Consider the following 22,726-nt stretch of genomic DNA (forward strand, 5'->3'; position numbering starts at 1 on the left):
ATATGCATACACAGATTTGGGATAAATATCTTCCAGTTATCAAAATCCTTTTAAAAAAATCAGCCAATTGCGCACAAACCCTTAATCTAAATATCCAGGATTTCGAGCGCGCTGGTCTGGCACGTAAAACAGGCAACAAATTTCATCTTCACTTCCAAAATGGACGCGCCGATAATGCAATCAACGCATCTCCTTTGGCTAAAGACTTTGCTTCTACGCTGCTGGGCGATGATACTGTAAAAAGCCTATTCATGGGCGGCGAATACGAGTTGTCTTTAAACAACAAATACCAGCTTGGAATTAAGTGTTTGCATAAGGCAGAGGCAGAAGAAAAGGAGCCAGCAACAGCTGACCAAGGGCCTAATTAGGAAGCTGCACGCTTCAAGCTTTACGCCTAACGCCAAATATTATTCGTTACAAGACAATAACGTCAGAGATGAAGTATATACAGGCTATAGAAGAGCTATCTGTTTACACACCACCCATGTAAAATAATCTCTCCAGCGTACAGCTTGAAGCGTATAGTTTCTTTCATTTGCTTATCTCAAGCCTACCTTTATAACATGGAATCCAATGAATTAGCAAATTTTTTAGACGCCTGCCGGCGTGGCGATTCAGGTGCCGTTGCCCAATTTTGTCAGCAGCGTCCTGATCTGATCAATGCGGCAGATGCAAAAGGATTTACGCCATTAATCATTGCCGTATATAACCACCAACCCGATATAGTAGCTATTCTCTTGCAAAACGGCGCCAATCCAAATGCACAAGATATATCTGGCAATACGGCCCTTATGGGTGCCTGCTTTAAAGGTTATGAAACACTGGCCGAAAAGCTCATAGCTGCCGGCGCGGATACAAACCTGCGAAATGGACAGGGAGCGCAAGCCCTGACATTTGCGGCTATGTTTGGACAACTGGCTATTGCCAGACTACTGCTTAAACACAGTGCCACAGCAAATGCCCCCGACAATAGCGGAAAGAGTGCACTTGACCACGCTGTATTACTAAAGAACGAGGAAATGGTTGCATTGCTGAGTGGTAATCGTAACTGATCTGAAAACCAAACTTGCCTTAACCACCTAATTTACGGCTACAGATTTACGATAGAAACTTCAAGCAGACAAGTTCACTCCTCTACTCCAACCATGAGGTTTTACAGTTTTATTGCTCACCACAATTAGGTTTAGCCTTATTTAAACGTGTACCCTTTTACACGCGCCACAACTACTAAATACCATCTACTAACGCATAACGACAAACTATTATTTCAATACGCCTTGGTCCGGTTTTTTGTTACTCTTATTTGTATTTCTCATCTTGACAATCAAAAGACACCCGACTATGTTCAACAAGTTTACTCGTTTGGTATTAATGCTGATAACATTAGTAGCCTTGAACCTACCAGCCTTTGCCGTATCATTACCAGCTTCTACTCCGGCTACCGAGCCCGATCCTGCCACTGTAAAAGCCGCCCTGAGCGAGTTTTCCAGCCTGAGCAAGAAAGAAAAGAAAGAGCGTATTCACGAGGTAAAAAAAGTATTGAAGCAATACAAGGCCGATAAAAAAGCCGGTACAGCTGCTGAAACCAGCACTGTTTTATTGGTGATTCTAGCCATTTTACTACCCCCATTAGCGGTGTATTTACATGAAGGAGAAATCAACAACCGCTTTTGGCTCAGTTTGTTACTTACCTTACTGTTTTGGATACCAGGTGTAATCTATGCACTGATTGTTGTCCTTGGTGATGGCTCTCTTAAATTAGCTTCTGAAAAAGAATAATTAAATGCGTACAACATAAAAAGCCCCGCTCTAGATAGCGGGGCTTTTTATTATAATAAAGTCAGCTTCGAGCTTTGAGGTATAGCTATAATACTTAAATATCTATAATCTCTCTTTGTGTTTGTATCAACTTCAAATCTCAAACTTCAAATGCTCCTACAAATGTCTGCGACTGATCGGATCATCTTCTCTACGTGTAGTGCTAGGTGTTACCCGATCTCTGGAGCGGCCACCATTTCTGTAATCTTCTCTGCGGTCTAAAAGCAGCGGTATAGTAGCCACCACGCAGAAACTAGCAAAAATGCACAAACCCAGGATAAGCCCATGTTGAGGTTCACCAAATACGGTTTGTCGATCAGGACCCATCAGGGTAATTTTCTGTTCTGTAGAGCGATAGATTGCATAAATGATAGAGAACAGCGCCACCACTAGTAGTACAGGTATTAATATTCTTTTGTTCATAACCTTTCTTTTATTAATTAACTCTAAACGACACTAGTCAAATTTAATACCATAGGTGTGAGCAGCTCAGCTTTAACGAGAGAATAACAAAGTGAATGGTGAATGGTCAATGGTGGGTGAGAGAAGCTACAAGCTGTACGCTACACGCTTCACGCAAGGTAATTCGTGTTTTCTCTAGTATACTTAGCTCATTTTCCAGCATTAGTGAATTGCCCACTAATCATCTTTCCTGTTCGTCCTATTCATCCTACTAATCCTAGTTCTTTCTTTACGGTGCAAGAATTGCTTAGCTCTCTTTAATACACTGTTCTTATGCCGGAATTATCCAGCGATTCGTTTTACCGCTCCTTGATCAAGGCCATCTCTTATACAGCAGGGATCATTATCCTGCTATGGTTTTTGTACAATGCAGCAGGCATTGTACTACTATTACTTTTTGCTATTATACTGGCATTGGTGATCAATACGCCCGTAGTAGCCCTGGAGCGGCGTGGCTTAAAACGGGGCTGGGCTTGTGCCATTGTGTTGGGTTGTATATTACTTGTATTGGTGGGCCTAGCCTGGATCATTATTCCTAAGGTTGGAGAGCAGATCACCGCTTTGATCAATAATCTCCCTGCATATGCTGCCAGTGTATCAAAAAATGTTTCAGGCTGGTTTGAAAACTATCCAGAGATCAACCGTGAGATACAAGAGCAGGGTAATAATATTTCTCAATGGCTTCCTTCTGTACCAAAGGCAATTATGCGGATTGGTAATTACTCACTTTCTATTGTAACCTTGCTCTTACTGACCATTCTGTTCCTGAGTATGGTAGTATATGCCGTAACCAATCCACGACCTTTACTGGAACTGTATTTTTCTTTTTTCCCCAAACGACGCGACCAGGCCACTGAAGCTTTACATAATGCCTCTATTATGCTTAATGGCTGGATACGCTCTAACCTTATTGGCGGGGCCATACGCGGTGCCTGTATCATTGCTTTTTTAAACCTGATGGGCGTTCCGGGCGCCTGGGTGTGGGGAGCCGTAGCCTTCTTCTCCGAGCTTATACCTCGCCTTGGTTTTTATATTATGTCTATTCCACCCATACTGGTAGCATTGGCTATTAGTCCAATGACAGCATTATGGGTAACCATATTTATGCTGGCGCTTGACGAGGTCATGGGCGATTTTATTTTACCCAAGTTGCGGTCCAATACGATGAAGATCCACCCAGTATCAACACTATTTGTTCTGCTGGCCATGGCAGCCGTTTTTGGATTTATGGGTGCGCTGTTGGCCACTCCCGTAACAGCCATCATCAAGGCCTATTATGAGGCCTTTTACCTGAACCGATTACCCCCGGATGAACAGCTGGATGAGCGTATTGATACTATTTTATATAAAAACAAAGGCGGCCCCTCGCGGCCCCCCCGAAGGGGAAGAGAACGGCCCTCCTAAATCCTCCCGAAGGGAAGACTTCGCCACCGCACAGCGCCCGGCCCCTAAAGGGGAGGGCAGCGCGGCAAAGGCCAGGGAGAATAATGAACAAGGAACAAGGAGTGATGAGTAAGGAGTAATGAGAGAGGGAATGATCAATGCTCAACGCTCAATAATCAATGATTAGTAATGAATAGTTATTGATTATTGAAGAAAACTCGTACTGGCGGATTCCCCTTTCACGTCTCACATTTTTCACGTCTCACATTTGACGTTTCACGGCATTCACTTTGCCTTCATCGCTAACTGATAAAAGCGCTTCAGATCGGCCTGTTCTGTAGTTGTTAACTTTTCATTACGATCGTACTTGGCTTTTAAAAAAAGTACGGCCTTGTGTTGCGGGTATTTGGTTAAAACGGCGTCGATCAACTGACCCGTACTTTCTTCTTTTTCATACAACGGTTTGTTAACCGGTATATCCGATTTAAAGCGGGTGGGCATTTTTTTGATGCGGGCCTCTAACGTTGCCAACTTAGCCGAAGGGAAGTCTTGTATATTTTGAGCCTTACCATAAAGGCCTTGCAACTGTTTTTTACTAAGACTGCCACGCTCTAAATATTGTTTATAAAGACTGATCACAAAAGAAGAAACAGGATAAGCTAATAAGCAAGCTTCCAGTACTTCGTTAACAATATCAACTTCTGGTTTCTTCTTTTCCATAAAGCAAAGATATGGCCCCCTGTCCCCCGAAGGGGAATGCCCTCCTAAATCCTCCCGAAGGGAAGACTTCACCACCGCACGCCCCCGGCCCCTAAAGGGGAGCGGCAGCGCGGCAAAGGCCAGGGAGAATAATGAACAAGGAATGATGAAAGAAGAAGTAGGAAAAATTCGAAAGGGGAAATTCGAAATGCGAAAGGAAGAAAGAAGGAATGTTCAATGCTCAATTTTCAATGATCAAGGTACAAGGAAGAAGAATTGAAAATAGAAAAGCACTCCACTAAAGGAGTGCCTTTTTTATGTAAACAATGTTTGATCTTTTGTGCGTGGGTCTCTCCCCTTTAGGGGCCGGGGGCGTGCGTTGGCACTCCTCCCCTTCGGAAAGGCCGGGTGGGGCCTTACCCTTCCGTGAACAGGGGGCCGCTCTTTAACATAACCTTACCTAATACCGATTAATCGTTAACACTTGTTTGCCTTCTTATTTATGAACGACCCAAAACCACGTTCGGCTATCATATGAAAAAACAACTACTCCTCCTATCTACCATCGCTCTTTCTACTTTTGCCATGGCGCAAACAGCTCCTTCTTTTGGCATTAAGGCTGGTCTTTCTTCGTCTACTATGAAAGGTAATGCTGTAAGTAACTTGAATAACCTAATTGATTATACTAACGATGCTATCACATCCAGCGGTCGTACTGGTTTCTTTGCTGGTGCTAACGTATCGATCCCTGTTAGCGAATTATTCTCTGTAGAACCAGGTGTTTATTATGCACAAAAAGGATACACGCTTAATGGTGAACTAAACCTGAAAGGTGTTGAGTTCTTAGGTGCTAACGCCAAGGCACAGTTGCAATCGCACTATATAGATATGCCTGTTGTTTTGAAAGCCAACCTGGGTGGCCTACAGGTATTTGCCGGTCCGCAAGTATCTTATTTAGCAAAAGCAGATCTACGTACGACAGCCGGAGTCTTGGGCTTTAATGTTTTAAACCGTAAGATGGACGCTACCGATCAATTGAATCGTTGGGATGCAGGTTTAACAGGTGGTATTGGCTACCAGTTTAGCAACGGTTTTAACCTGACCGCTTCTTACGATCATGGTTTATCGAAAGTAGATGCCAATAAACGTTTTGATTCGTACAACCGCTCCTTTAAAGTGGGCGCAGGCTTCCGCTTCTAAGAGAACCATGATTTGAGTGGATTTAAAAAGATTATTAAGAAAAACCAATTCGATAGAGAGCCGCATTCCGTATGCGGCTCTTGCTTTTACAGTCCTACCAAATGAAGGAAATTGTATCTTTCCGCTATGCGCTACCTTACTCTATTACTACTGGGCATGGCAACAACGATTGCCTCACATGCTCAAACCAAGACAGACAACAACCTTCTTCAAATCCTCAATACCAATTCGTCTCCTATTATGAAGCAGGTGTTGGCCGACCCACAAACGTATCGCTGCCAGATCATCTATACACGAATTGAACGTGACAAACACAACAACCCTTCCTTCACTAATTATTATTTTAATTATGATTCACTGTTGTATTTCAATCCCGCATCTACAGTGAAGCTGCCATTAGCCTTGCTATCCCTGGAAAAACTAAACGACATGAATCAGAAAGGTGTAAACAAGTACACTACGATTCAATATGACAGTAGCTACACCCGTCAAACAATAGCTTACACCGACAGTACTTCTGCCAATGGGCTACCGTCTATTGCCAACTATATTAAACGCGCGTTTTTGATCAGCGAGAACGATCCCTATAACAGGATGTACCAGTTTGTAGGACAGCAAACCATTCACCGCAGCTTGTACAGCAAGGGATACACCGGGGTGCGCATCTCCCGTCAGTTTATGGGATTTACACCAGAGCAAAACCGGCATAGCAACCAGGTGCGCTTTTTAGATGCTAATGGAAAAACCATTTACCTGCAGCCAGCAGCCTACAATACCGACAGTATTGATTTTAGCCGAACCATCTTAGTGGGTAAAGCCCATATGAACCGTGATGATAGTTTAATACAAGCACCTTTCGATTTTACGGTGCACAACAACCTTCCCTTGTTAAACCTGCAGCAAATGTTGCAATCCGTACTTTTTCCCAATTCAGTACCCAAGCAACAGCGGTTCCGCTTAACAAAAGACGACTACCGTTTTCTTTATCGCTGGCTATCGCAATACCCTTCAGAAACCGATTATCCTAAATACGACACCAGTAAGTTCTATGACAGTTATGTAAAATTTTTCTTCCAGGATAGTACACACCGCATGCCATCGCATGTACGCGTGTTTAATAAAGTAGGCTGGTCGTATGGTTTCCTAACCGATGTATCGTATGTAATGGACACCAAGAACAAAGTAGAGTATATGCTGGCGGCTACCTTGTATGTGAATAGTGATGGTATTGTGAATGATGGCAAATATGATTATGATAACGTTGGCCACCCCTTCTTCTACCAACTGGGACAAACCATTTACCAGTACGAACTAAATCGCCCACGCACTTACAAACCCAACTTCTCCGCACTAGAAGTAAAGTACGATAAGCGAGACCCGAAGAATACGAGGCCGGCGTTAGTGGAAGTGGATAATTAGGTGGTGAGTAGGGCCAGCACACGCCCCCAGCCCCTAAAGGGGAGCACCCACGCACATATCTCCCGCAGATGGCGCCGATTGGCGCAGAAGGGGAACCACAGGGACACGGGGAACAGGGAGGGACACAGAGGGATATGGGGCCACAAAACACGAAGGCACTAAGAACAGCAAAGAATAAGAAACACTATAAACAAAAAGCACTCCGATGATGGAGTGCTTTTTGTTTATAAATAGACTTTACTCTTTCTTCATTTAATGTTGAATGCTGATCGTTGAACATTGAATGTTTCCTCCCTCATTATTCCTTCCCTTCATCAGCTCATTCCCTATTCCGAAATCGTCAATCTGAAATCTGCAATCCATTCTTCCTTTAGGGGCTGGAGCATACTACAAATAAACAAGCCCTGTAGAAACAGGGCTCTAAACACATGAATTAAGATTGCTTGCTTGCTGTATGAGAATACAAAGATGTAATGGATTAAAAAGAATTACTAGACAAATAGGAGTCAATTGTAATATATAGTGATTGAAATGTAACTATGGCATTAAGGGCTGTTGTTGTACAGAGCAGCCGACTAGAATAGCCCCCACTCGTCTTCATACTCATCCTGACGGAAAGTGGTAACCCACTGTTTGAACAAGGAGCGGAATGCATCCATTTCTGTTTCTATGACCTCACGGTGCAGGTCATCGGCAATACCCGATAAGGCAGCAAAGCTGATCTGCTCCATTAGCTGGCGGCAATTGGTGCGGATAATGGCAGCGTTCTCCATTTGTAACATGTAGAGTGTATCTACCGCACTTAATATTTTGGGCGCTACGATCATCACGTTTTCATAGATCAATCGACGCGTCATATCTTCTTCACCTTCTTTGCCATTGTTCAGGGTTTCAGCAAAGGCTACTACCAGGCCAAACACCTCGCGCCACTGATTGTACAATGCCCGTGAGGCTTCATTTTTATCATTTGTTTTCCAGGCTTCTGGGTCGCGTATGGCTTTGTGGAAGTGTACTTCTTCCCAATGGGGCAGGAAGTTGAGTTTGTCGAGATCCATGTGGTGGTTTTTAGAATGAATGGCAGCAGCTGGTCTATTAAATTACAAAACACCCTTTACTTTTCCTAGCAGTTGAGCCATATCGAATATAAGAAAGCAATTGGGAAAACTGATCAGTAGTTAATCGTGAATGGTCAATGGTGAGTGGTGAGAAGCTGTACGCTGCACGCTACACGCTGCAAGCAGAGCGCGCCGTGGGCGCGGAGAGAGAGAGGAACCACGGAGACAGGGGGACAGGGAGGGACACAGAGAATATTGAACAAGGAACAAGGAATGATGAATATAGAAGGGAGGAAATGTTCAATGCTCAACTTTCAATACTCAATGTTCAATGAAGAGAGATGGAATTGGGAAAGGGAGAAGAATGTTCAATGAGCAATGCAGTAAGAAGAAAATAAACAACAAAAGAATTTCTCCAATCTTAAAGCTCATCTGCGAAATCCATTCAAAATCCTATAATCTGCGATAAAAAAAAGCCCTGTAGAAACAGGGCTCTAAACACACGTATAATATTTGCTTGCTTGTGAGGATACAAAGATGTTACAAGGTGTTGGTCTATGCCATACAAATAGGCATCAATTGTAATATCTTCTGTTTGAAATGTGATTTACTTCTTTCTATTGTATTACGCTTACAAAATGCATGCACCTGTAAAACACGCCTTCTAAACTCGGCTTTACACTTGTGGCTCTTTCAATGATCACTTTCTGCCTTCTGCTTGTTTTTGTATATTCAATAAACCCTTTAACTACTGTTATATGAAACCTTCTCCTGTAAGCCTTGTTATGGCTTTTATTGTATCCACCATCTTTAGTAGCTGCCAACGTGAAGTAGAGCCTCCGGGAACAACTCTACTTGATGCACCTACAGCAGCGCGCCCTACACAACCTCCAGCCACCATAGCGCCCACTATTTGTAATTATGCCCTAGATGAAAGCGCTTTAACCAGCGCCGGGTGGACTAAAACTTTTGAAGACAATTTTGATACAGACCTATCCAAATGGACTATCTGGACAGGCGGTGCTTTTAATAACGAACTACAACTCTACCAGGCTGCCAACTTACAGCTACTGAATGGCCAACTGGTGATTACGGCAAAAAAAGAAACCGTTACCGGCCCTACTACGCCTTTTGATGCTACGCCAAAACCCTTTCAGTATACCTCAGGTCGTATAGAGTGTAAAACCAACGTATCAGCCAATACCGCCACGCCTAAAGTACGTATGATTGCACGCCTGAAACTGGCAACGGGTTATGGCATGTGGCCAGCCTTCTGGAGCTATGGCGATCCCTGGCCTACACAAGGTGAGATTGATATGGTAGAAGCCCGCGGACAAGAACCTACCAAGTACCAGACGAACTATTTCTACGGCAAAACGGCTAATAGAAACCTGGTGCGTAATGCGGTGGGTTATATAACAGCAGATGCCGATCTTACCACCTGCTATCATGTATATGAAATGGTGTGGCAACAGAATAGTCTTACCTCTTACTTAGATGGCAAAGTAGTAGAAGTAAAAACCAGTGGTGGTTACATTCCTAACCTGTTTGGCAAAACCGAGCGCATTACTTTAAACCTGGCTGTTGGTGGCAACTTTTTCACCAACCTGAATCCGGCACAAATACAAACCGGCAGCCTGTATGTAGACTGGATAAAAGTATTTACTGCCAAATGATACCAATTTAAGTTAAGCTCTGCGTATAGCAGATGACAGTTGGCTGCTGATAGTTGACAGCCGGCAATTAGGAGCTGTTCTCTGCCAACTGTCCTCTGTCAACTAAATACGCCCTCCTTTATTGAAACTAGTATCACTCAACGCTTAACCATCTTTATAGCTATGTAGCCGAGGCCACTCGCCTGGCCGATACTTTATCATGGCCATAAATATCTTCACGAAAGTTTACGGCGCCCTCATTATCTACCCACGCTGTAAAATAAGTGATCGCTACCTCAACAGGCACACTCAAATTCACCGTCTGCTCGCTACCACTATTCATCGCTATATCTATTCGCTCCGGAGTCCAGCCTGGTGTATCGCGCAATAAGTATTGGGCTAATTTTTCCGGCTCGGCCAATCGGATACAGCCATGACTGTAAGCCCTGCGCCGCATGTTGAATAAGGACTTAGCCGGTGTATCGTGAAAGTAAATGTTGTGATCGTTGGGGAATACAAACTTTACCTTACCCAATGCATTGTCCGGCCCCGGTAGTTGACGGATCTTGGGCAAGCCATTTTCCGTTCCTACCTGTTCGTAATTATTGCGCCACAGGTAATCGTAATTGGCGCGCATCTTTGGCAGGATCTCATTCTTCACAATACTGGACGGCACATTCCAGTAAGGACTGAATACAATCTGCTTCATTTCATCGTTGAAGGTCACTGTTTTGTTAGCGGCAGTACCCACCACAATGTTCATATCAAACACCTGTTTGTCGCCCTCATACACATGCAGCTTAAACTCCGGTATATTGGCTACTAAGCGTGTACCCCCGGTGCTTGGTGGCAAAGCTTGCAGCCGCTCCATGTTCAGCAATATCTGGTTGATACGCTGCTCTACCGGTATATTCAACTCTTTGATCAACGCTGCATCTACTACACCGTTTTCTTTAAAGCCAAAGCGCTTTTGTACACGTTTAACCGCTGCCGTTAGCTCAGGTGTAAAGAGCGCAGACAGATCATCAGATGTATAGTCGCCAGTAGCACGTAACCGGTTCTTGATGTCGGTTACAGCAGCAGCGGACTCTGCTTGCTGGTAATACTTCTTTGTACCCGTGATTTTTGTCCAGCCGCCATTGGCAGCTATCTGTTCATACTTGGTTAACGCTTGTTGCAGCAGATCGTAGCCGCGCGTGGGGTTGATAGTGTTAGTACCTGCAAACGCATTCAACGCTATCAAAAGGGCGGTTAATGCTATTAGTATCCTACTAATACGGATTGTTGTTACCATAACTTCACATTTTCAATCGCTTCCTCAACAATGGGGAATCGGTTATACGTAAACAATATCCAGGCCTGAATGCCCTCCAACGGTCATATTTAGTTGCAATAAGAGGCCTTTACCCGCTATAGCAGAGCTTCTTATCGGCTTTTCTTTACAACCATTCTATTCTCCTTTTGTAGTACAAGGCTGCCGTTTACATATAAGATGCGCCACGTTATTTTAAGATGTTGTAACTTATTAGTAGTTCATTTATTTCTTCACCTAAATCATGCACAACATGCTTTCCTTACTTATCAAGCGGCCCATGTTGTTGTTATTGGTCGCACTACTATCTACACACACGTATTCACAACAAATTACCCAACCCCGTACACCAAGTCCGGCGGCTACTGTTTCACAAACTATTGGTATATCTACCGTTAGTGTAAGCTATTCACGCCCTGCGGTAAACGGGCGGGAAATATGGGGAGCGCTCGTTCCTTATGGCTGGAACAAACAAGGCTTTGGCAACAATAACGAAGCCCCCTGGCGTGCCGGCGCCAATGAAAATTCTGTCATCACCCTTTCTCATGATGCGCTGGTAGAAGGCAAAAAAATACCTGCAGGCTCTTACGGATTGTTCTTTGTGATCAATAAAGACAACACAGGTGAAGTGATCTTATCAAAAGACTATCGCTCATGGGGAAGCTTTTGGTATGACGCTGCACACGATGCGTTGCGTGCCCCCATTCAACTGCGCACCATACCATTAACCGAGCGACTTACTTACGAGTTTGACAACCTCACTAAAACATCTGGCGAACTGGAACTAAACTGGGAGAAGAAACAGTTTCCTGTAAAGATCGAATTTGCCGTAGATGATATTGTAGTGGCCAATGCCATGGAAGAATTAAAAGGGCCGATTGGATTTACCTGGCAGGGGTACACCAGCGCAGCGCAATACGCCTTGCAAAATAAAGTGCATACAGATGATGCTATGAAATGGATAGACCAGGCTGTGGCACAAAACAAAAACTTCAACACACTGCGTGTTAAATCGGGATTACTAGAACAAACCGGTAAAAAAGCGGAAGCTGACCAATTGATGAAAGAAGCTGTTGGCATGGCTAACGAAGCGGAGCTGAACACTTATGGTTACCAGCTATTGGGTAATGGACAACAAGACAAAGCCATCGAGGTATTTATTCTTAACACCCAACGCCACCCCAAGAGCGCTAATACATGGGATAGCCTTGGTGAGGCCTATGCTATAAAAGGTGACAAGAAAAACGCAATAGTCAATTTCAAAAAGTCGCTAAGCATGAACCCACCGGACAATGTAAGAGCTAACTCAGAAAAATACCTGAAACAACTGGGTGCGTTGTAAAACCGACCACCTGGCAGGGCTTGCGTAGATTATTGATAGGGTACGCTTTTACCTCAGTAAGAGCTATAATCGCGCAGGCCTTTTCTATTGCCAATAGAGCACTTACTTACGTCTATCACTTGAAGTTATTCAGTACCTATTGGTGAGGACAGATGACAGTTGATGGAGGACAGTAGGGCACTGTCATCTATTTATCTTATATCCTTTGCTACATTGTAATAGCTATTTTAACTGTTCTTGCAATTGCTGAAAAGCAGAAATAAACTTCTTGTAGGTAACCTCTTTTTCAGGCCACTTGATATTGCGTTTGCGAAAAATGTCTTTGATCATGCGATCTGCTTTACGACAATCGGTAGTATCATAAAAGTATTGGCGCCAAGCAGTAGGTAGCTCCTCGTATTTCTTTAAGCCAAAGCCATTGCCATAGATCTTAATAGGCGTAGGAGTGCTTCTTACATTAAGGCCATCTACTTCCGTTTCCAATGCCCAGGCAAAATAGGTTTCCCAAAACCGGCAATGGTTATACAGGCGGGCTCTTAGTTCTGCATCTGTTTCCGCATGTGTAGCCGGCAGGCGCCAGCGATTATTGTCGGGAGAAAAAGGATTGTTGTTGGCAGAGGCGGCAGGGTATTTATCAAAGGCTACTACGCGGTTCTCATTGGCAAACAATTTTAGCTCCTGGCGACCTTGCTCTTGTATACGTAGGCGTCTTGTTCTTCCTTTCGTATTTGTCAATACCAATTCCTCACCTTCTTGCACCCAAGTGCCATTGTCATAATGACCCAGATCGCTTTCATAAGATCCATTGCTCTTTAAGTGCAGAAAAGAGGTTGCGGTGAGTAAGGAGTCGTTCTTGGAACGCTGCTCAGCAGGTGAATAAAACCAAGTGCCGGAAAGGTCTTTTTCAAAGGGGTTGCAGGCAGTAAGGCTGAACATTATCCATAGCAATAAAAGTCTGCGTCTTTTCATACACTAAAACAGCATCCATAAAGCTTATAAACAACTTTGTTTATCAAGCAGCTCTATTTTATAAGCATTCTCATTAAACTCCCGTCCATACTTGTCGCCATAATAATACACCGTTACTTCGTATGTTCCATTGTCATAAGTTCTGCAATAGGCGTTATTGGCGGCCGTGTCATCTTTTATTTTGTGAAAGTTCGTTTTTTCTACGGAAGCAACCAAGCTACTGCCATCTCCGGCATTCAGCTGCAATTCAAAATGACGCACATTATTGTTACAGAACTTTACCATAAAAGTTTGCTGTGCTTTTTTATAACACACAGAGTCGGCTGTCTCTTTTTCGGTAAATTCGGTAAACGCTATTTTGGCTGCCGCCAATTTTATTGCTGTGCGATCATGTTTCATGTTGGCCAAGGCGATATCGAGCGTAGTGGGCCGGAGGTTTAATACTGGTGCTAGCGGTGCGGCCAGGTCGTTATTTTGGCAACTATTTTTCCTGGAAACGTAGATATAGTGTCGGGCCAAAAGCAAATGACTATCATCTGCATAAAGTTCAACATTAATATTATTCTTGCGGTATCTGTCACGATCTTTTTCTAACTTTTTATAACCCTGCGTTTTCAGCTCTTTTGCTAACAGTAAAGATTCCATAGAAGTAATTTCCCTGGAATAACCTGTGATTTGGTTACCGCATTGTTCTAAAATATAAGTAGTTGGCCGGGTGCCTTTATCCGCTTTCATAAACACACGTAGACCAGCCTGCTGAAAAGCCTTATCAATATTTTCTTCATAACCAGAAGCGTTTAGCTTTAACACCAACGGCTCTACGTTTTGATCCAGATCGGTAATGAGTGATTGGAGAATGGGATGTTCGCTTGCCAATAGCGAAATAGAAGGACAGCAGGCTAAAGCCAGCCAAAGGAAGACCGTTCTCATGTGGTACGTTTTGATTCGTGCAAAATTGTATAAAAAATATATTCCTTCTCTATAAGATTATAATTACTTTTTTCCATTTAAGATAAACATGCCCTATGCCGCATAAAAAAAGCTACCCCACGGTAGCCTTGCATCAGCGTTCTGATGTTTTCAATTTCTGGTGTTTTTAAAAGGCCTATTCCTCCCAGCCTTCGGGATGCCCTAAGCGCTCAAAGATGGTGCGAACCTGCAGGGTGTTGTAATACCGTCCCTGGCGTTTGCCGATCCTTTGCTGGTGTGGCTGTAGCCATACGCGAAAGGTTTTCAAACTCACGCCGTACATTTCGGCCAACTCCGTAATGGTGCAGGGTCTAATGGTCATATCTGTCGTAGTGCTCATAGTCGTTTTCGTATTGTAAGCCAGACCTTTATGGTCTGTTTTACACCCCTGTTTCCGGCTAATAAATTTAGTAAAAAGAGGGTAAAAGTCACTGCTTTTTTGCACCTTTCTTTATCCACATCGTTTTGATACTGAGGATCATAGGGTTGTAAGGGAGGCTGCAAGCGAGAATCAGCTTTTGGCAAGATGCGATGATACTTTTATAGCTAAAGATCCTTCGCTATCTATCTTTTCCACTTTTTTTCTTGATAAAAAAAGTGGAGCAAAAAAATCAATCCCGAAGTGTCGGGACAGCCCAAACCGCTCCGCGCGTTGGGCCGGCCCGCGCACAGCATCCCTCCATTGCTTTGAGCCTAGTTTAGGATAGGTGGGTCGTTTGAAGTGTGTCTTTCCCAACGCTGGGGATGAGGAGCAAAAAAGGGAGATAGCGCTGCTATGCGGGAAGACTAAGGCGCTGTGATTCCGCTCCACAGTCATTAAGGTCTGGAGTGTACATAGACCCGCGGAATCAAGGCGCTGGACCTTACCGCTAGTTTGATTTAGGTGGTAGGGATTTTGAGGATAGATGCATTCTTTAAGTGCGAGTGCGGATCCTGAAACAAGTTCAGGATGACAGCAAAAGGCGCTAGGATTAGCCGTTAGGTTGTAGGAGCAAGTCACCGAGGTCCTTCGCTATCGCTCTGGATGACAAAAGCCAGAGGCATTCTAATTGACAGCCCAGTGAAGAAAGGAGGTTGAAGCCAGAAACGGGTAACTGGAAATCTCGAAATATTCAATCTTCCCATTCTTCTTCTTTCCTCCTTTGCTCTGCGTGAAACCACAAAAAAAGAGGCCGAAGCCTCTTTACTATGCGCCCTTTTGCCGGTGGCGTTTGTACCGCAATACACCCTGTTTGAGCAGCCAGGAAACCACAAAGCTTACAATGGCACCAACGGCAGCCAGTATACCGGTTTTTAGCAGCTCGCCCGGTGTAATAGTGGCCAAGACCACCAGCGCGGTTCCACTCCATATACCCATACGCGTGTCGATATTAAAAGGGGTATTGTTGTCCATCTCCTTCCTGTTTTTGCGGGTTCTCATCTTCTGCAGTAGCCTGGCTTACCGCAGTAGCCACACCTCCTGCCACAGCCAGGTAGCCAGCAACCTTTACTATGATGGCGGGCAAAGCAACAGGCGCCGTTAACAAAGAGCCGCTGACGGCCGCCAGTACCAAACCAATATTGCGAACTTTCTTAAAAAACTTAGGGGTAGGCGCTTTTAATCGTTGTTGAATTGTCATGATTACTGATTTTAAAGATTTATAACTGTTTTTAAATCAACCATCTACCTGCAGTGATCATGATCGTTAGTAGCGCTAAACTGTGGCGATGATTGTTACACAAAACTACCACCTCGCCAAGGGGTGACTTCCCTGTTTGGGCACGTTTGGGAACGTTTGGGCACAAAATGGCACGAAATGGCACGTTTGGGCATTTTTGGGAACGTTTGGGCACGTTTGGGAACTTTTCGGGAGAAGCTATGAGGAGAGAAGGCTGCACGCTGCAAGCTATACGCTGCAAGCCAAACAGCCGTGAGGAGAGTCCACGGTCAACAGACGACGGTCCACAGAAGGAAAGACAGTGGTGAGTGGTGAGTGGTGAGTGAGGGAAGCTGCAATCTGCAAGCTAAACAGCCGAGGAAAAGGAATATTGAACAAGGAACAAGGAAGGATGAAGGAAGAAGTGGAGAAAAGGCACAAGGGGCAAGAAACAAGGAACAAGAAAGGAAATGCTCAATGCTCAATTTTCAATGATCAAGGTACAAGGAAGAAGAATTGAAAATAGAAAAGCACTCCCTTAGTGGAGTGCTTGTTCTTTAATCCATTCCTTCTTAAACCCTCTGTGTCTCTCCGTGTTCCGCCTGTCTCTGTGGTTCCCCTTCTGCGCCGATCGGCGCCATCTGCGGGACACCTGTGCGGGCGTCCTCCCCTTCAGGGTCGGGGGCGTGCACAGCTTTCCTCACAACTGCGGCATGGAAGTACTGAAGCCGGTTTTGCGTTTGGGCGTAGCGTCTTTAATGAGTGCCTGTACATAACGTACTGTGGCTACCTTTCCATCCTCTACCTCGTTGGGAAAGGCGGTCATAGGGCCATGCAACAACCAGCCTTCCTCTAACAATTTTTCTATAGTAGTGCTGAACTCCTGCGAGTCAAATGATTCTACAACACGGAAATTTAATGCAGCAGCCATTTTTTTCTTTAAAGCTAGGGATTATTGGAGAGAGCAGCTGCACGCTATACGCTGTACGCTGCAAGCATAGCGCCAGAGGCGCGTACGAAGAGTTGCGCACAGAGCTAAGGAGAAAAGGAGAAGGGAATAGTGAACAAGGAACAAGGAATGATGAATAATGAGTGATGAGTAAGGAGTAATGAGAGAGGGAATGTTCAATGCTCAATTATCAATGCTCAAGTTCAAGGAGGGATTTCACGCAAAGGCGCAAAGATGAAAAGACGCAAAGAAGGGATATACTAAAAAGAAAAGCACTCCGCTTAAAGGAGTGCTTTTCTTTTATAAAGAAAGATTGCTTTTGGCTTGAAGCGTGCAGCTTGTAGCCTTTCACGTCTCACGTTTGACGTTTCACGATGGGCTGCGTGAAGCGTGTAGCCTTTCAGCATTCACCATTGACCACTCACCACTCACGCTTGACAAGCAACTACCCATTTCGCTACCTTCATTGCCTATCCCTTTTATTTAAAAAGATCCTTATGTTTCGTTCTTGTTTTTTGTTATTATCTATCGTTGCCGGACAGTTGATAATGGCGCAGGACCTTTATAAGCCGCGCGATATTCAACAGGCCTATAAAAACGGTACACGTTCCCTAGATGGAAAACCCGGTGCCAACTACTGGCAGAACCGCGCCCGCTATGATATACGTTTGGCAGCAGCACCACCCGACCGCACGGTTCGTGGCAGTGAAGACATTACGTATTTCAATAACAGTCCCAAGGCTATGAGAAACCTGGTGTTTCGTCTTACGGTGAACATCCATAAGCCTGGTGCTCCCCGACTGAGCGGTGTGCCCGACGACTACCTGACATCGGGCGTTCAGATTGATTCTGTTTTTGTGAATGGTACTGCTGTGAAGTGGAACACGGGCAATTATTTTACAGCCGCGCCGTTAGGCTTACCAAGTCCGCTGGCATCGCGCGATTCTATACGACTGCACATTAAATGGCATTACGATGTATCGCTATTGAGCAACCGTGAGGGGATGATCGATTCTACCACTTATTTCCTGGCTTACTCCTATCCACGCGTATCCGTGTATGACGACTACCAGGGCTGGGACTTTACCTCTTTCAATGATGCGTTGGAATTCTACAACGATTTCAACGACTATAACGTGCAAGTACAAGTGCCGCAGAACTATATCGTATGGGCTACCGGCACCTTGCAAAATGCTAATGAAGTATTGCAGCCTGCGGCCTACCAGAAGTTTACCCAATCGCTGCGTTCCAATGATGTGATCCGTATTGCCACACCAGCCGAGCTGGCGGCTAAAACCGTAACCGCCGCAAAGGGCACTAACACCTGGCATTTTACGGCCGCCAATGTTCCTGACTTTGCTATTGGTCTTAGTGATCATTTTTCATGGGATGCCGGCAGCGTAGTGGTAGACCCCAGCACTGGCCGTCGTGCTTCTGTACAAGCCGCTTATAATGATACCGCGCGTGATTATCATCACATGGTGCGCTTTGCCAGCCATGCCCTAAGCTGGCTCTCCACGCAGTGGCCGGGTATACCTTACCCTTATACGACCATGTCGGTATTTCAAGGTTATGCCGGTATGGAATATCCAATGATGGCCAATGATGAAACGTATGCTGATAGCAGCTTTTCGAAGTTTGTGGTGATGCATGAAATTGCCCATACCTACATGCCATTTTATATGGGTATCAACGAAACCCGCTATGGCTTTATGGATGAAGGCTGGGCCACTACGTTTGAATACCTGTTTAACCGGGACGACATGGGCAAGGAACAGGCGATCGATTTCTTTAAACAGTTTCGTGTAACTGGCTGGGCTAGTGATCCATCACAAGACGAAGACCTGCCGATCATTACACCGGGGCCCAATCTTAACGGCGGTGGACTGGGCAACAACCAGTATGGGAAACCGGCATTGGGTTATTTAGCGGTAAAAGAACTACTAGGTGACGCCACATTCAAAAAAGCCTTGCATGAATATATGCGCCGCTGGAATGGTAAACACCCCTTGCCGTGGGACTTCTTTTATTCCATCAATGCCGGCTCTGGCCAAAACCTGAACTGGTTCTGGAACAACTGGTTTTTCTCCAACTACTATATTGACCTTGCTGTAGCCTCTGCTCCAAAAACCAGCACCGGCTATTCCATACCTGTACAAAACATTGGTGGTATGGCGGCACCATTTGACCTGGTACTTACCTATGCAGATGGCAGTACGGAAACGCTTCACCAATCACCTGCTGTATGGGCTGCCAATCAAAAGCAAACCACTGTGAAAGTGAATACCAAGAAAACCTTGCAATCGGTGAAGATAGAGGGAGGCATTTATATGGATGCCGATACGAGTAATAATGAATGGAAGAAGTGAGTGGTGAGAGAGGGAAGCTGCAAGCTATAAGCTACACGCTGCACGCTACACGCTACACGCTGCAAGCTTTTAGTTTCACGCAGCGGCGCAGAGACGAGTAGGAAGAAACAGCACTCAATAAAAAAGCACTCCACTTAACGGAGTGCTTTTTTATTGAGTGCTGTTTGAACTTTTGATCTGTGCGGAAGCTACTCACCGCTCACAATTCACCACTCACGGTCTTTATCCCTTCCCGGTAAGGCGTGGGTTGGATACCAAAGTAGTCCTCGATCTTTTTAGAGCTGAAGATGTAGTCGTATTGGTATTGATAATAGAGTTCTACGGTTTCGCCTACGGGTTTGTTAAAGAGACCAATGAGCTGCAGGGCGATTTTGCTTAAGCGCGTGTAGCGTGGTTTTGTATGTAAGATCTCTGCGGCCAAGTTGACGAATTCTGTTCCTTTCAATGCAGGTGCTGTGGGCATGTGCCATACCTGGCCATCGGTTTCGGGGTGTTGGCCTAAGAGGTATAATGCCTTAGCGGCATCGGGCACATAGGTAAACGCATGCAGGCTGTTGGGATCGCCCATCCACATGGCTTTTTGTCCCTTGGCGTATTTGTCTAACACCAGCATGTCTAAAAAACTGTTCTTGTTTTCGGCACCATAAAAATCAGCAGCGCGGGCGATGGAGCCTTTGATGGTTCCTTTCTTTATTTCACCCATTACATAGTTGGCCACTTCTGCACGGATCTTTCCCTTTACACTACCGGGATTATAAGGTGTTTGTTCTGTCATGGCGCCTTGTACATGACCATACATATAGACGTTGTCAAAGAAGATGAGTCGCGCACCCGTAACCTGTGCCGCCTTCACCACATTGCGAATAATGAGGGGCCATTCTGCTGCCCATACTTTTTTATCGTAGCGCAAGCCGGCGCACATATAAATCACGCTAGCACCTTGCACGGCTTTCAACAGACTTGCTTCGTTTTTCAGATCGGCACCTACCCAGGTAGTAGTAGGTATATGGGTTTCCACTTTACGGCGACTTACCAACTTCACCGGTAGCTGATGTGCTTCTAATTCTTTTGCCAGGGCATTGCTAACAGGTCCGCCAGCGCCTAATATGGTATGCATGTGGTATTCTTTTCAGCAAAGCTAGATGGAGTGGTTGGGGAAAAACGTTGACTTTGGGTAAGAACGTGAGTGGTGAATGGTGAGTGGGGGCAGCGCGCGCCGGGGCGCGGAGAGGAAGGAACCACTGAGACACAGAGACAGGGAGGGGCACAGAGGGAATGGCTGATGTGAGGATGGATGATGGCTGATTTATGTTGACAGGTTAACAAGTTGAAAGGTTGACAAGGACGGGAATATTGAACAAGGAACAAGGAATGATGAATAATGAGTGATGAGTAAGGAGTAATGAGAGAGGGAATGTTCAATGTTCAATAAACAATAAAGAAAGAAGTACTTACAATAGAAAAAGCATTCAGTTGGAGGTGTGCTTTTTCATTTATGGACATTCATTATTCTTTTAAATCCTGCTAATCCATTCTACATCCAACTAATCTGCGGTCCTCTTTTTCTCCTTTCCTCTGCGCGAAACCCTATCCTCTGTGCCCCTCCCTGTCTCTGTGTCTCAGTGGTTCCTTCCTCTCCGCGCCCCGGCGCGCGCTGCGTGCAGCTTTACTCAAGCTACCTTCCGCTTGCCTTTTGCATTCATTAGGCGTTTGCGGATGCGGGAGAGCGATTCGGGGGTGATGCCCAGGTAATTGGCTACATAGTGTTGCGGTATGCGTTGCAGCAGTTCGGCGTTGCGCTCTAACAGGTCCATATAACGCTGCTCGGGCGATTGGGTAATAAAGGCCGTCAGGCGCTCTTCAAAACAACAAATAAGGTACTCGGCTACCTTGCGACCAAAACGCTCCATCTTAAAGGCTATACGCTCGTCGTTTAGTAGTTCCTGCAGGCTGTTGTACGAAAAACAGATCAGGGTAGCATCTTCCATGGCCTGTATGCTGCCGGGACCGGGCTGCTGTTTTAAAAAGCTGCCATAGGCACTGATAAGTTCATTGGCAAAGCAGAAGTAATTACTGATCTCTACCCCATCGCGCACAAAGAAAAAACGAAAGGAGCCGGATAGAATATAACCTACTTCTTTGCAGGTGTGCGTGGACGTTACCCAGCACTCTTTCTTCTTCACTTCTTTCAGATAGAGGTGCCCAGCAAAGAGCTCCCACTCTTCATCCGTAAAGGTTACATACGCTTCTACATGCTTACGATATTTGGTGAGGTGGAGGGGGGAGATGGACATGGAACGAAGTTACGCTAAGAGATAAAAAGGGAAAGGAGAAAAGGGAACGGTTGACAGGTTAACAAGTTGATAAGTTGACAGGGAGGGAATATTGAACAAGGAACAAGGAAGGATGAAGGAAGAAGTGAGGGAATGTTCAATGCTCAACTTTCAATTCTCAATGTTCAATGGAGAGAGAAGGAATATTCAATGCTCAATTCTCAACGATCAATGTTCAATGAAGAAAAACAACATAATTCAATCCTGCTAATCCCACTAATCCAATAATCCGTGGCCCTCCTTTTCTCTTTTGCTCTGTGCGAAGCCTTTTCTCTGCGCCCTAGTGTCTTTGCGTGACAACTTTTCTATGCGCGGGGGCGTGATACACGTCGTCTTGGGAAATGCAGGCGCTCGTTTGGTACAAAGCGGAAGTCGAGCTTGCGGGCCTGAGTTCCATACTCTTCCATTACCTGTTTATAGATCTGCTTTACACCCTTGGAATCGAAGGGATGGTTGGACAAGCTTTCCAACAACAGGATCTCAAAAGATGATGACAACAGCCAGGGCACCTCTTCTTTATACCCCATCACCGCCACGGAGCGGGTCTTTTGCATAAAGGATTGCAACAGGCGCTTGTCGATATCCAACGTGGAGCAGCACCCAAAATGGATCACTACCCCCTCGCATTTATCTTCCAGCAGACTTGCCAGATCATCGAGCGTAATGGTTTGCTTGCCCACCTGTATCAGTCCGGGGTGACCATGAAAGCCTAAATAGAGCAGCGGGTATTTTTTGTGAAATGTTTTGTTGCGCCAACGACTAATAGAGAACTGGAATTCTTCTACGGTGGCACAGCGATGATGAATAAAGGGCATTTTATTATAGCGGTGCACGAGGTCGAGTACGGGGAACATAGAGGTTTTGTCGCGGTGGTCGCCGTACCAGAAACCTTCTAAGCAAAAGATGCCTTTCATAGTGTTTGGGTTTTCACGTTTTGGATGGGGTGCTTCGTTGGAAGCGGGTGTAAATTATTACAAATTAGAGATTTGAGGTTTGAAGTTTAAGATTATGTTCAGGCAGGTGCGCCTTTGGCGCGGAGAGGGAGGAACCACAGAGACAGGGGGACAGGGAGGAGCACAGAGGGAATGGCTGATGTGAGGATGGATGATGGCTGATTTAGGTTGACAGGTTAACAAGTTGATAAGTTGACAGGGA

The 22,726-nt window shown here is 45.1% G+C and carries 22 protein-coding genes; 9 read left to right on the forward strand and 13 right to left on the reverse strand.

Going from position 1 to position 22,726, the window contains the following annotated elements:
• The first annotated feature begins 2 nt into the window (after nt 1-2).
• From SY85_RS14610 to SY85_RS25160, 3 genes are all read left to right on the forward strand, one after another.
• Nucleotides 3-368, forward strand: a complete 366-nt coding sequence (locus tag SY85_RS14610; protein ID WP_066405648.1) for a hypothetical protein — start codon at nt 3-5, stop codon at nt 366-368.
• 195 nt (nt 369-563) lie between these two features.
• Nucleotides 564-1,052, forward strand: a complete 489-nt coding sequence (locus SY85_RS14615) for an ankyrin repeat domain-containing protein (RefSeq protein WP_066405649.1) — start codon at nt 564-566, stop codon at nt 1,050-1,052.
• A 289-nt stretch (nt 1,053-1,341) separates the two neighbouring features.
• The gene (locus SY85_RS25160) at nt 1,342-1,779 is read left to right on the forward strand and encodes a YqaE/Pmp3 family membrane protein (RefSeq protein ID WP_226998839.1); all 438 of its coding nucleotides are present in this window, start codon (nt 1,342-1,344) and stop codon (nt 1,777-1,779) included.
• 156 nt (nt 1,780-1,935) lie between these two features.
• Here the strand turns inward: SY85_RS25160 and SY85_RS14625 are convergent, their stop codons facing one another.
• Entirely contained in the window at nt 1,936-2,241 is a 306-nt protein-coding gene (locus SY85_RS14625) for a hypothetical protein (RefSeq protein WP_066405650.1), read from the reverse strand.
• Between the two features lie 312 nt (nt 2,242-2,553).
• Here SY85_RS14625 and SY85_RS14630 point away from each other — a divergent pair, with 312 nt between their 5' ends.
• The gene (locus SY85_RS14630) at nt 2,554-3,684 is read left to right on the forward strand and encodes an AI-2E family transporter (RefSeq protein ID WP_066405651.1); all 1,131 of its coding nucleotides are present in this window, start codon (nt 2,554-2,556) and stop codon (nt 3,682-3,684) included.
• Nucleotides 3,685-3,948: 264 nt separating this feature from the next.
• Here SY85_RS14630 and SY85_RS14635 read toward each other — a convergent pair whose 3' ends face one another.
• Nucleotides 3,949-4,383, reverse strand: a complete 435-nt coding sequence (locus SY85_RS14635) for a hypothetical protein (protein WP_066405652.1) — start codon at nt 4,381-4,383, stop codon at nt 3,949-3,951.
• A gap of 513 nt (nt 4,384-4,896) precedes the next feature.
• Here SY85_RS14635 and SY85_RS14640 point away from each other — a divergent pair.
• Both SY85_RS14640 and SY85_RS14645 read left to right on the forward strand, forming a co-directional pair.
• Nucleotides 4,897-5,562 (forward strand): porin family protein, encoded by a 666-nt coding sequence (locus SY85_RS14640; protein WP_082886469.1) that lies wholly within the window; start codon nt 4,897-4,899, stop codon nt 5,560-5,562.
• Nucleotides 5,563-5,688: 126 nt separating this feature from the next.
• Nucleotides 5,689-6,981, forward strand: a complete 1,293-nt coding sequence (locus tag SY85_RS14645; RefSeq protein WP_066405653.1) for a serine hydrolase — start codon at nt 5,689-5,691, stop codon at nt 6,979-6,981.
• A 575-nt stretch (nt 6,982-7,556) separates the two neighbouring features.
• On the opposite strand, the gene SY85_RS14650 is transcribed toward SY85_RS14645, so the two are convergent.
• Nucleotides 7,557-8,036, reverse strand: coding sequence for a hypothetical protein (locus tag SY85_RS14650; RefSeq protein WP_066405654.1), 480 nt, complete (start codon nt 8,034-8,036; stop codon nt 7,557-7,559).
• 758 nt (nt 8,037-8,794) lie between these two features.
• Here SY85_RS14650 and SY85_RS14660 point away from each other — a divergent pair.
• Nucleotides 8,795-9,712 (forward strand): glycoside hydrolase family 16 protein, encoded by a 918-nt coding sequence (locus SY85_RS14660; RefSeq protein WP_066405656.1) that lies wholly within the window; start codon nt 8,795-8,797, stop codon nt 9,710-9,712.
• A 160-nt stretch (nt 9,713-9,872) separates the two neighbouring features.
• Here SY85_RS14660 and SY85_RS14665 read toward each other — a convergent pair whose 3' ends face one another.
• Nucleotides 9,873-10,985, reverse strand: coding sequence for a L,D-transpeptidase family protein (locus SY85_RS14665; protein ID WP_066405657.1), 1,113 nt, complete (start codon nt 10,983-10,985; stop codon nt 9,873-9,875).
• A 271-nt stretch (nt 10,986-11,256) separates the two neighbouring features.
• Here SY85_RS14665 and SY85_RS14670 point away from each other — a divergent pair, with 271 nt between their 5' ends.
• Nucleotides 11,257-12,345 (forward strand): DUF2911 domain-containing protein, encoded by a 1,089-nt coding sequence (locus SY85_RS14670; protein ID WP_158512979.1) that lies wholly within the window; start codon nt 11,257-11,259, stop codon nt 12,343-12,345.
• Nucleotides 12,346-12,567: 222 nt separating this feature from the next.
• Here the strand turns inward: SY85_RS14670 and SY85_RS14675 are convergent, their stop codons facing one another.
• From SY85_RS14675 to SY85_RS14700, 6 genes are all read right to left on the reverse strand, one after another.
• A complete protein-coding gene (locus tag SY85_RS14675) occupies nt 12,568-13,314 on the reverse strand; it encodes a hypothetical protein (RefSeq protein WP_148661206.1) in 747 nt (248 codons plus the stop codon).
• 24 nt (nt 13,315-13,338) lie between these two features.
• Nucleotides 13,339-14,244, reverse strand: coding sequence for a hypothetical protein (locus SY85_RS14680; protein ID WP_066405659.1), 906 nt, complete (start codon nt 14,242-14,244; stop codon nt 13,339-13,341).
• Nucleotides 14,245-14,419: 175 nt separating this feature from the next.
• Nucleotides 14,420-14,623: a hypothetical protein gene (locus tag SY85_RS14685; protein ID WP_148661207.1), complete on the reverse strand. Its 204-nt coding sequence runs from the start codon at nt 14,621-14,623 to the stop codon at nt 14,420-14,422.
• An 846-nt stretch (nt 14,624-15,469) separates the two neighbouring features.
• The gene (locus SY85_RS14690; RefSeq protein ID WP_066405661.1) at nt 15,470-15,676 is read right to left on the reverse strand and encodes a hypothetical protein; all 207 of its coding nucleotides are present in this window, start codon (nt 15,674-15,676) and stop codon (nt 15,470-15,472) included.
• The gene (locus tag SY85_RS14695; protein ID WP_066405662.1) at nt 15,654-15,902 is read right to left on the reverse strand and encodes a hypothetical protein; all 249 of its coding nucleotides are present in this window, start codon (nt 15,900-15,902) and stop codon (nt 15,654-15,656) included. Before SY85_RS14695 ends, SY85_RS14690 begins: the two co-directional genes overlap by 23 nt.
• A 718-nt stretch (nt 15,903-16,620) precedes the next feature.
• Entirely contained in the window at nt 16,621-16,851 is a 231-nt protein-coding gene (locus SY85_RS14700) for a DUF1737 domain-containing protein (RefSeq protein ID WP_066405663.1), read from the reverse strand.
• A gap of 515 nt (nt 16,852-17,366) precedes the next feature.
• Between SY85_RS14700 and SY85_RS14705 the strand changes: the two genes are divergently transcribed.
• Nucleotides 17,367-19,238: a M1 family metallopeptidase gene (locus tag SY85_RS14705; RefSeq protein WP_066405664.1), complete on the forward strand. Its 1,872-nt coding sequence runs from the start codon at nt 17,367-17,369 to the stop codon at nt 19,236-19,238.
• A 199-nt stretch (nt 19,239-19,437) separates the two neighbouring features.
• On the opposite strand, the gene SY85_RS14710 is transcribed toward SY85_RS14705, so the two are convergent.
• The 3 genes from SY85_RS14710 to SY85_RS14720 form a co-directional block, all read right to left on the reverse strand.
• Nucleotides 19,438-20,355: an NAD-dependent epimerase/dehydratase family protein gene (locus tag SY85_RS14710; protein ID WP_066405665.1), complete on the reverse strand. Its 918-nt coding sequence runs from the start codon at nt 20,353-20,355 to the stop codon at nt 19,438-19,440.
• A 553-nt stretch (nt 20,356-20,908) separates the two neighbouring features.
• On the reverse strand, nt 20,909-21,532 hold the full coding sequence (locus SY85_RS14715; RefSeq protein ID WP_066405666.1) for a Crp/Fnr family transcriptional regulator: 624 nt from the start codon (nt 21,530-21,532) through the stop codon (nt 20,909-20,911).
• Nucleotides 21,533-21,876: 344 nt separating this feature from the next.
• Nucleotides 21,877-22,485: a DUF6642 family protein gene (locus SY85_RS14720; RefSeq protein WP_066405667.1), complete on the reverse strand. Its 609-nt coding sequence runs from the start codon at nt 22,483-22,485 to the stop codon at nt 21,877-21,879.
• Nucleotides 22,486-22,726 lie beyond the last annotated feature (241 nt).

Origin of the sequence: Flavisolibacter tropicus (genome assembly GCF_001644645.1) — a bacterium.
GTDB classification, from domain to species: domain Bacteria; phylum Bacteroidota; class Bacteroidia; order Chitinophagales; family Chitinophagaceae; genus Flavisolibacter; species Flavisolibacter tropicus.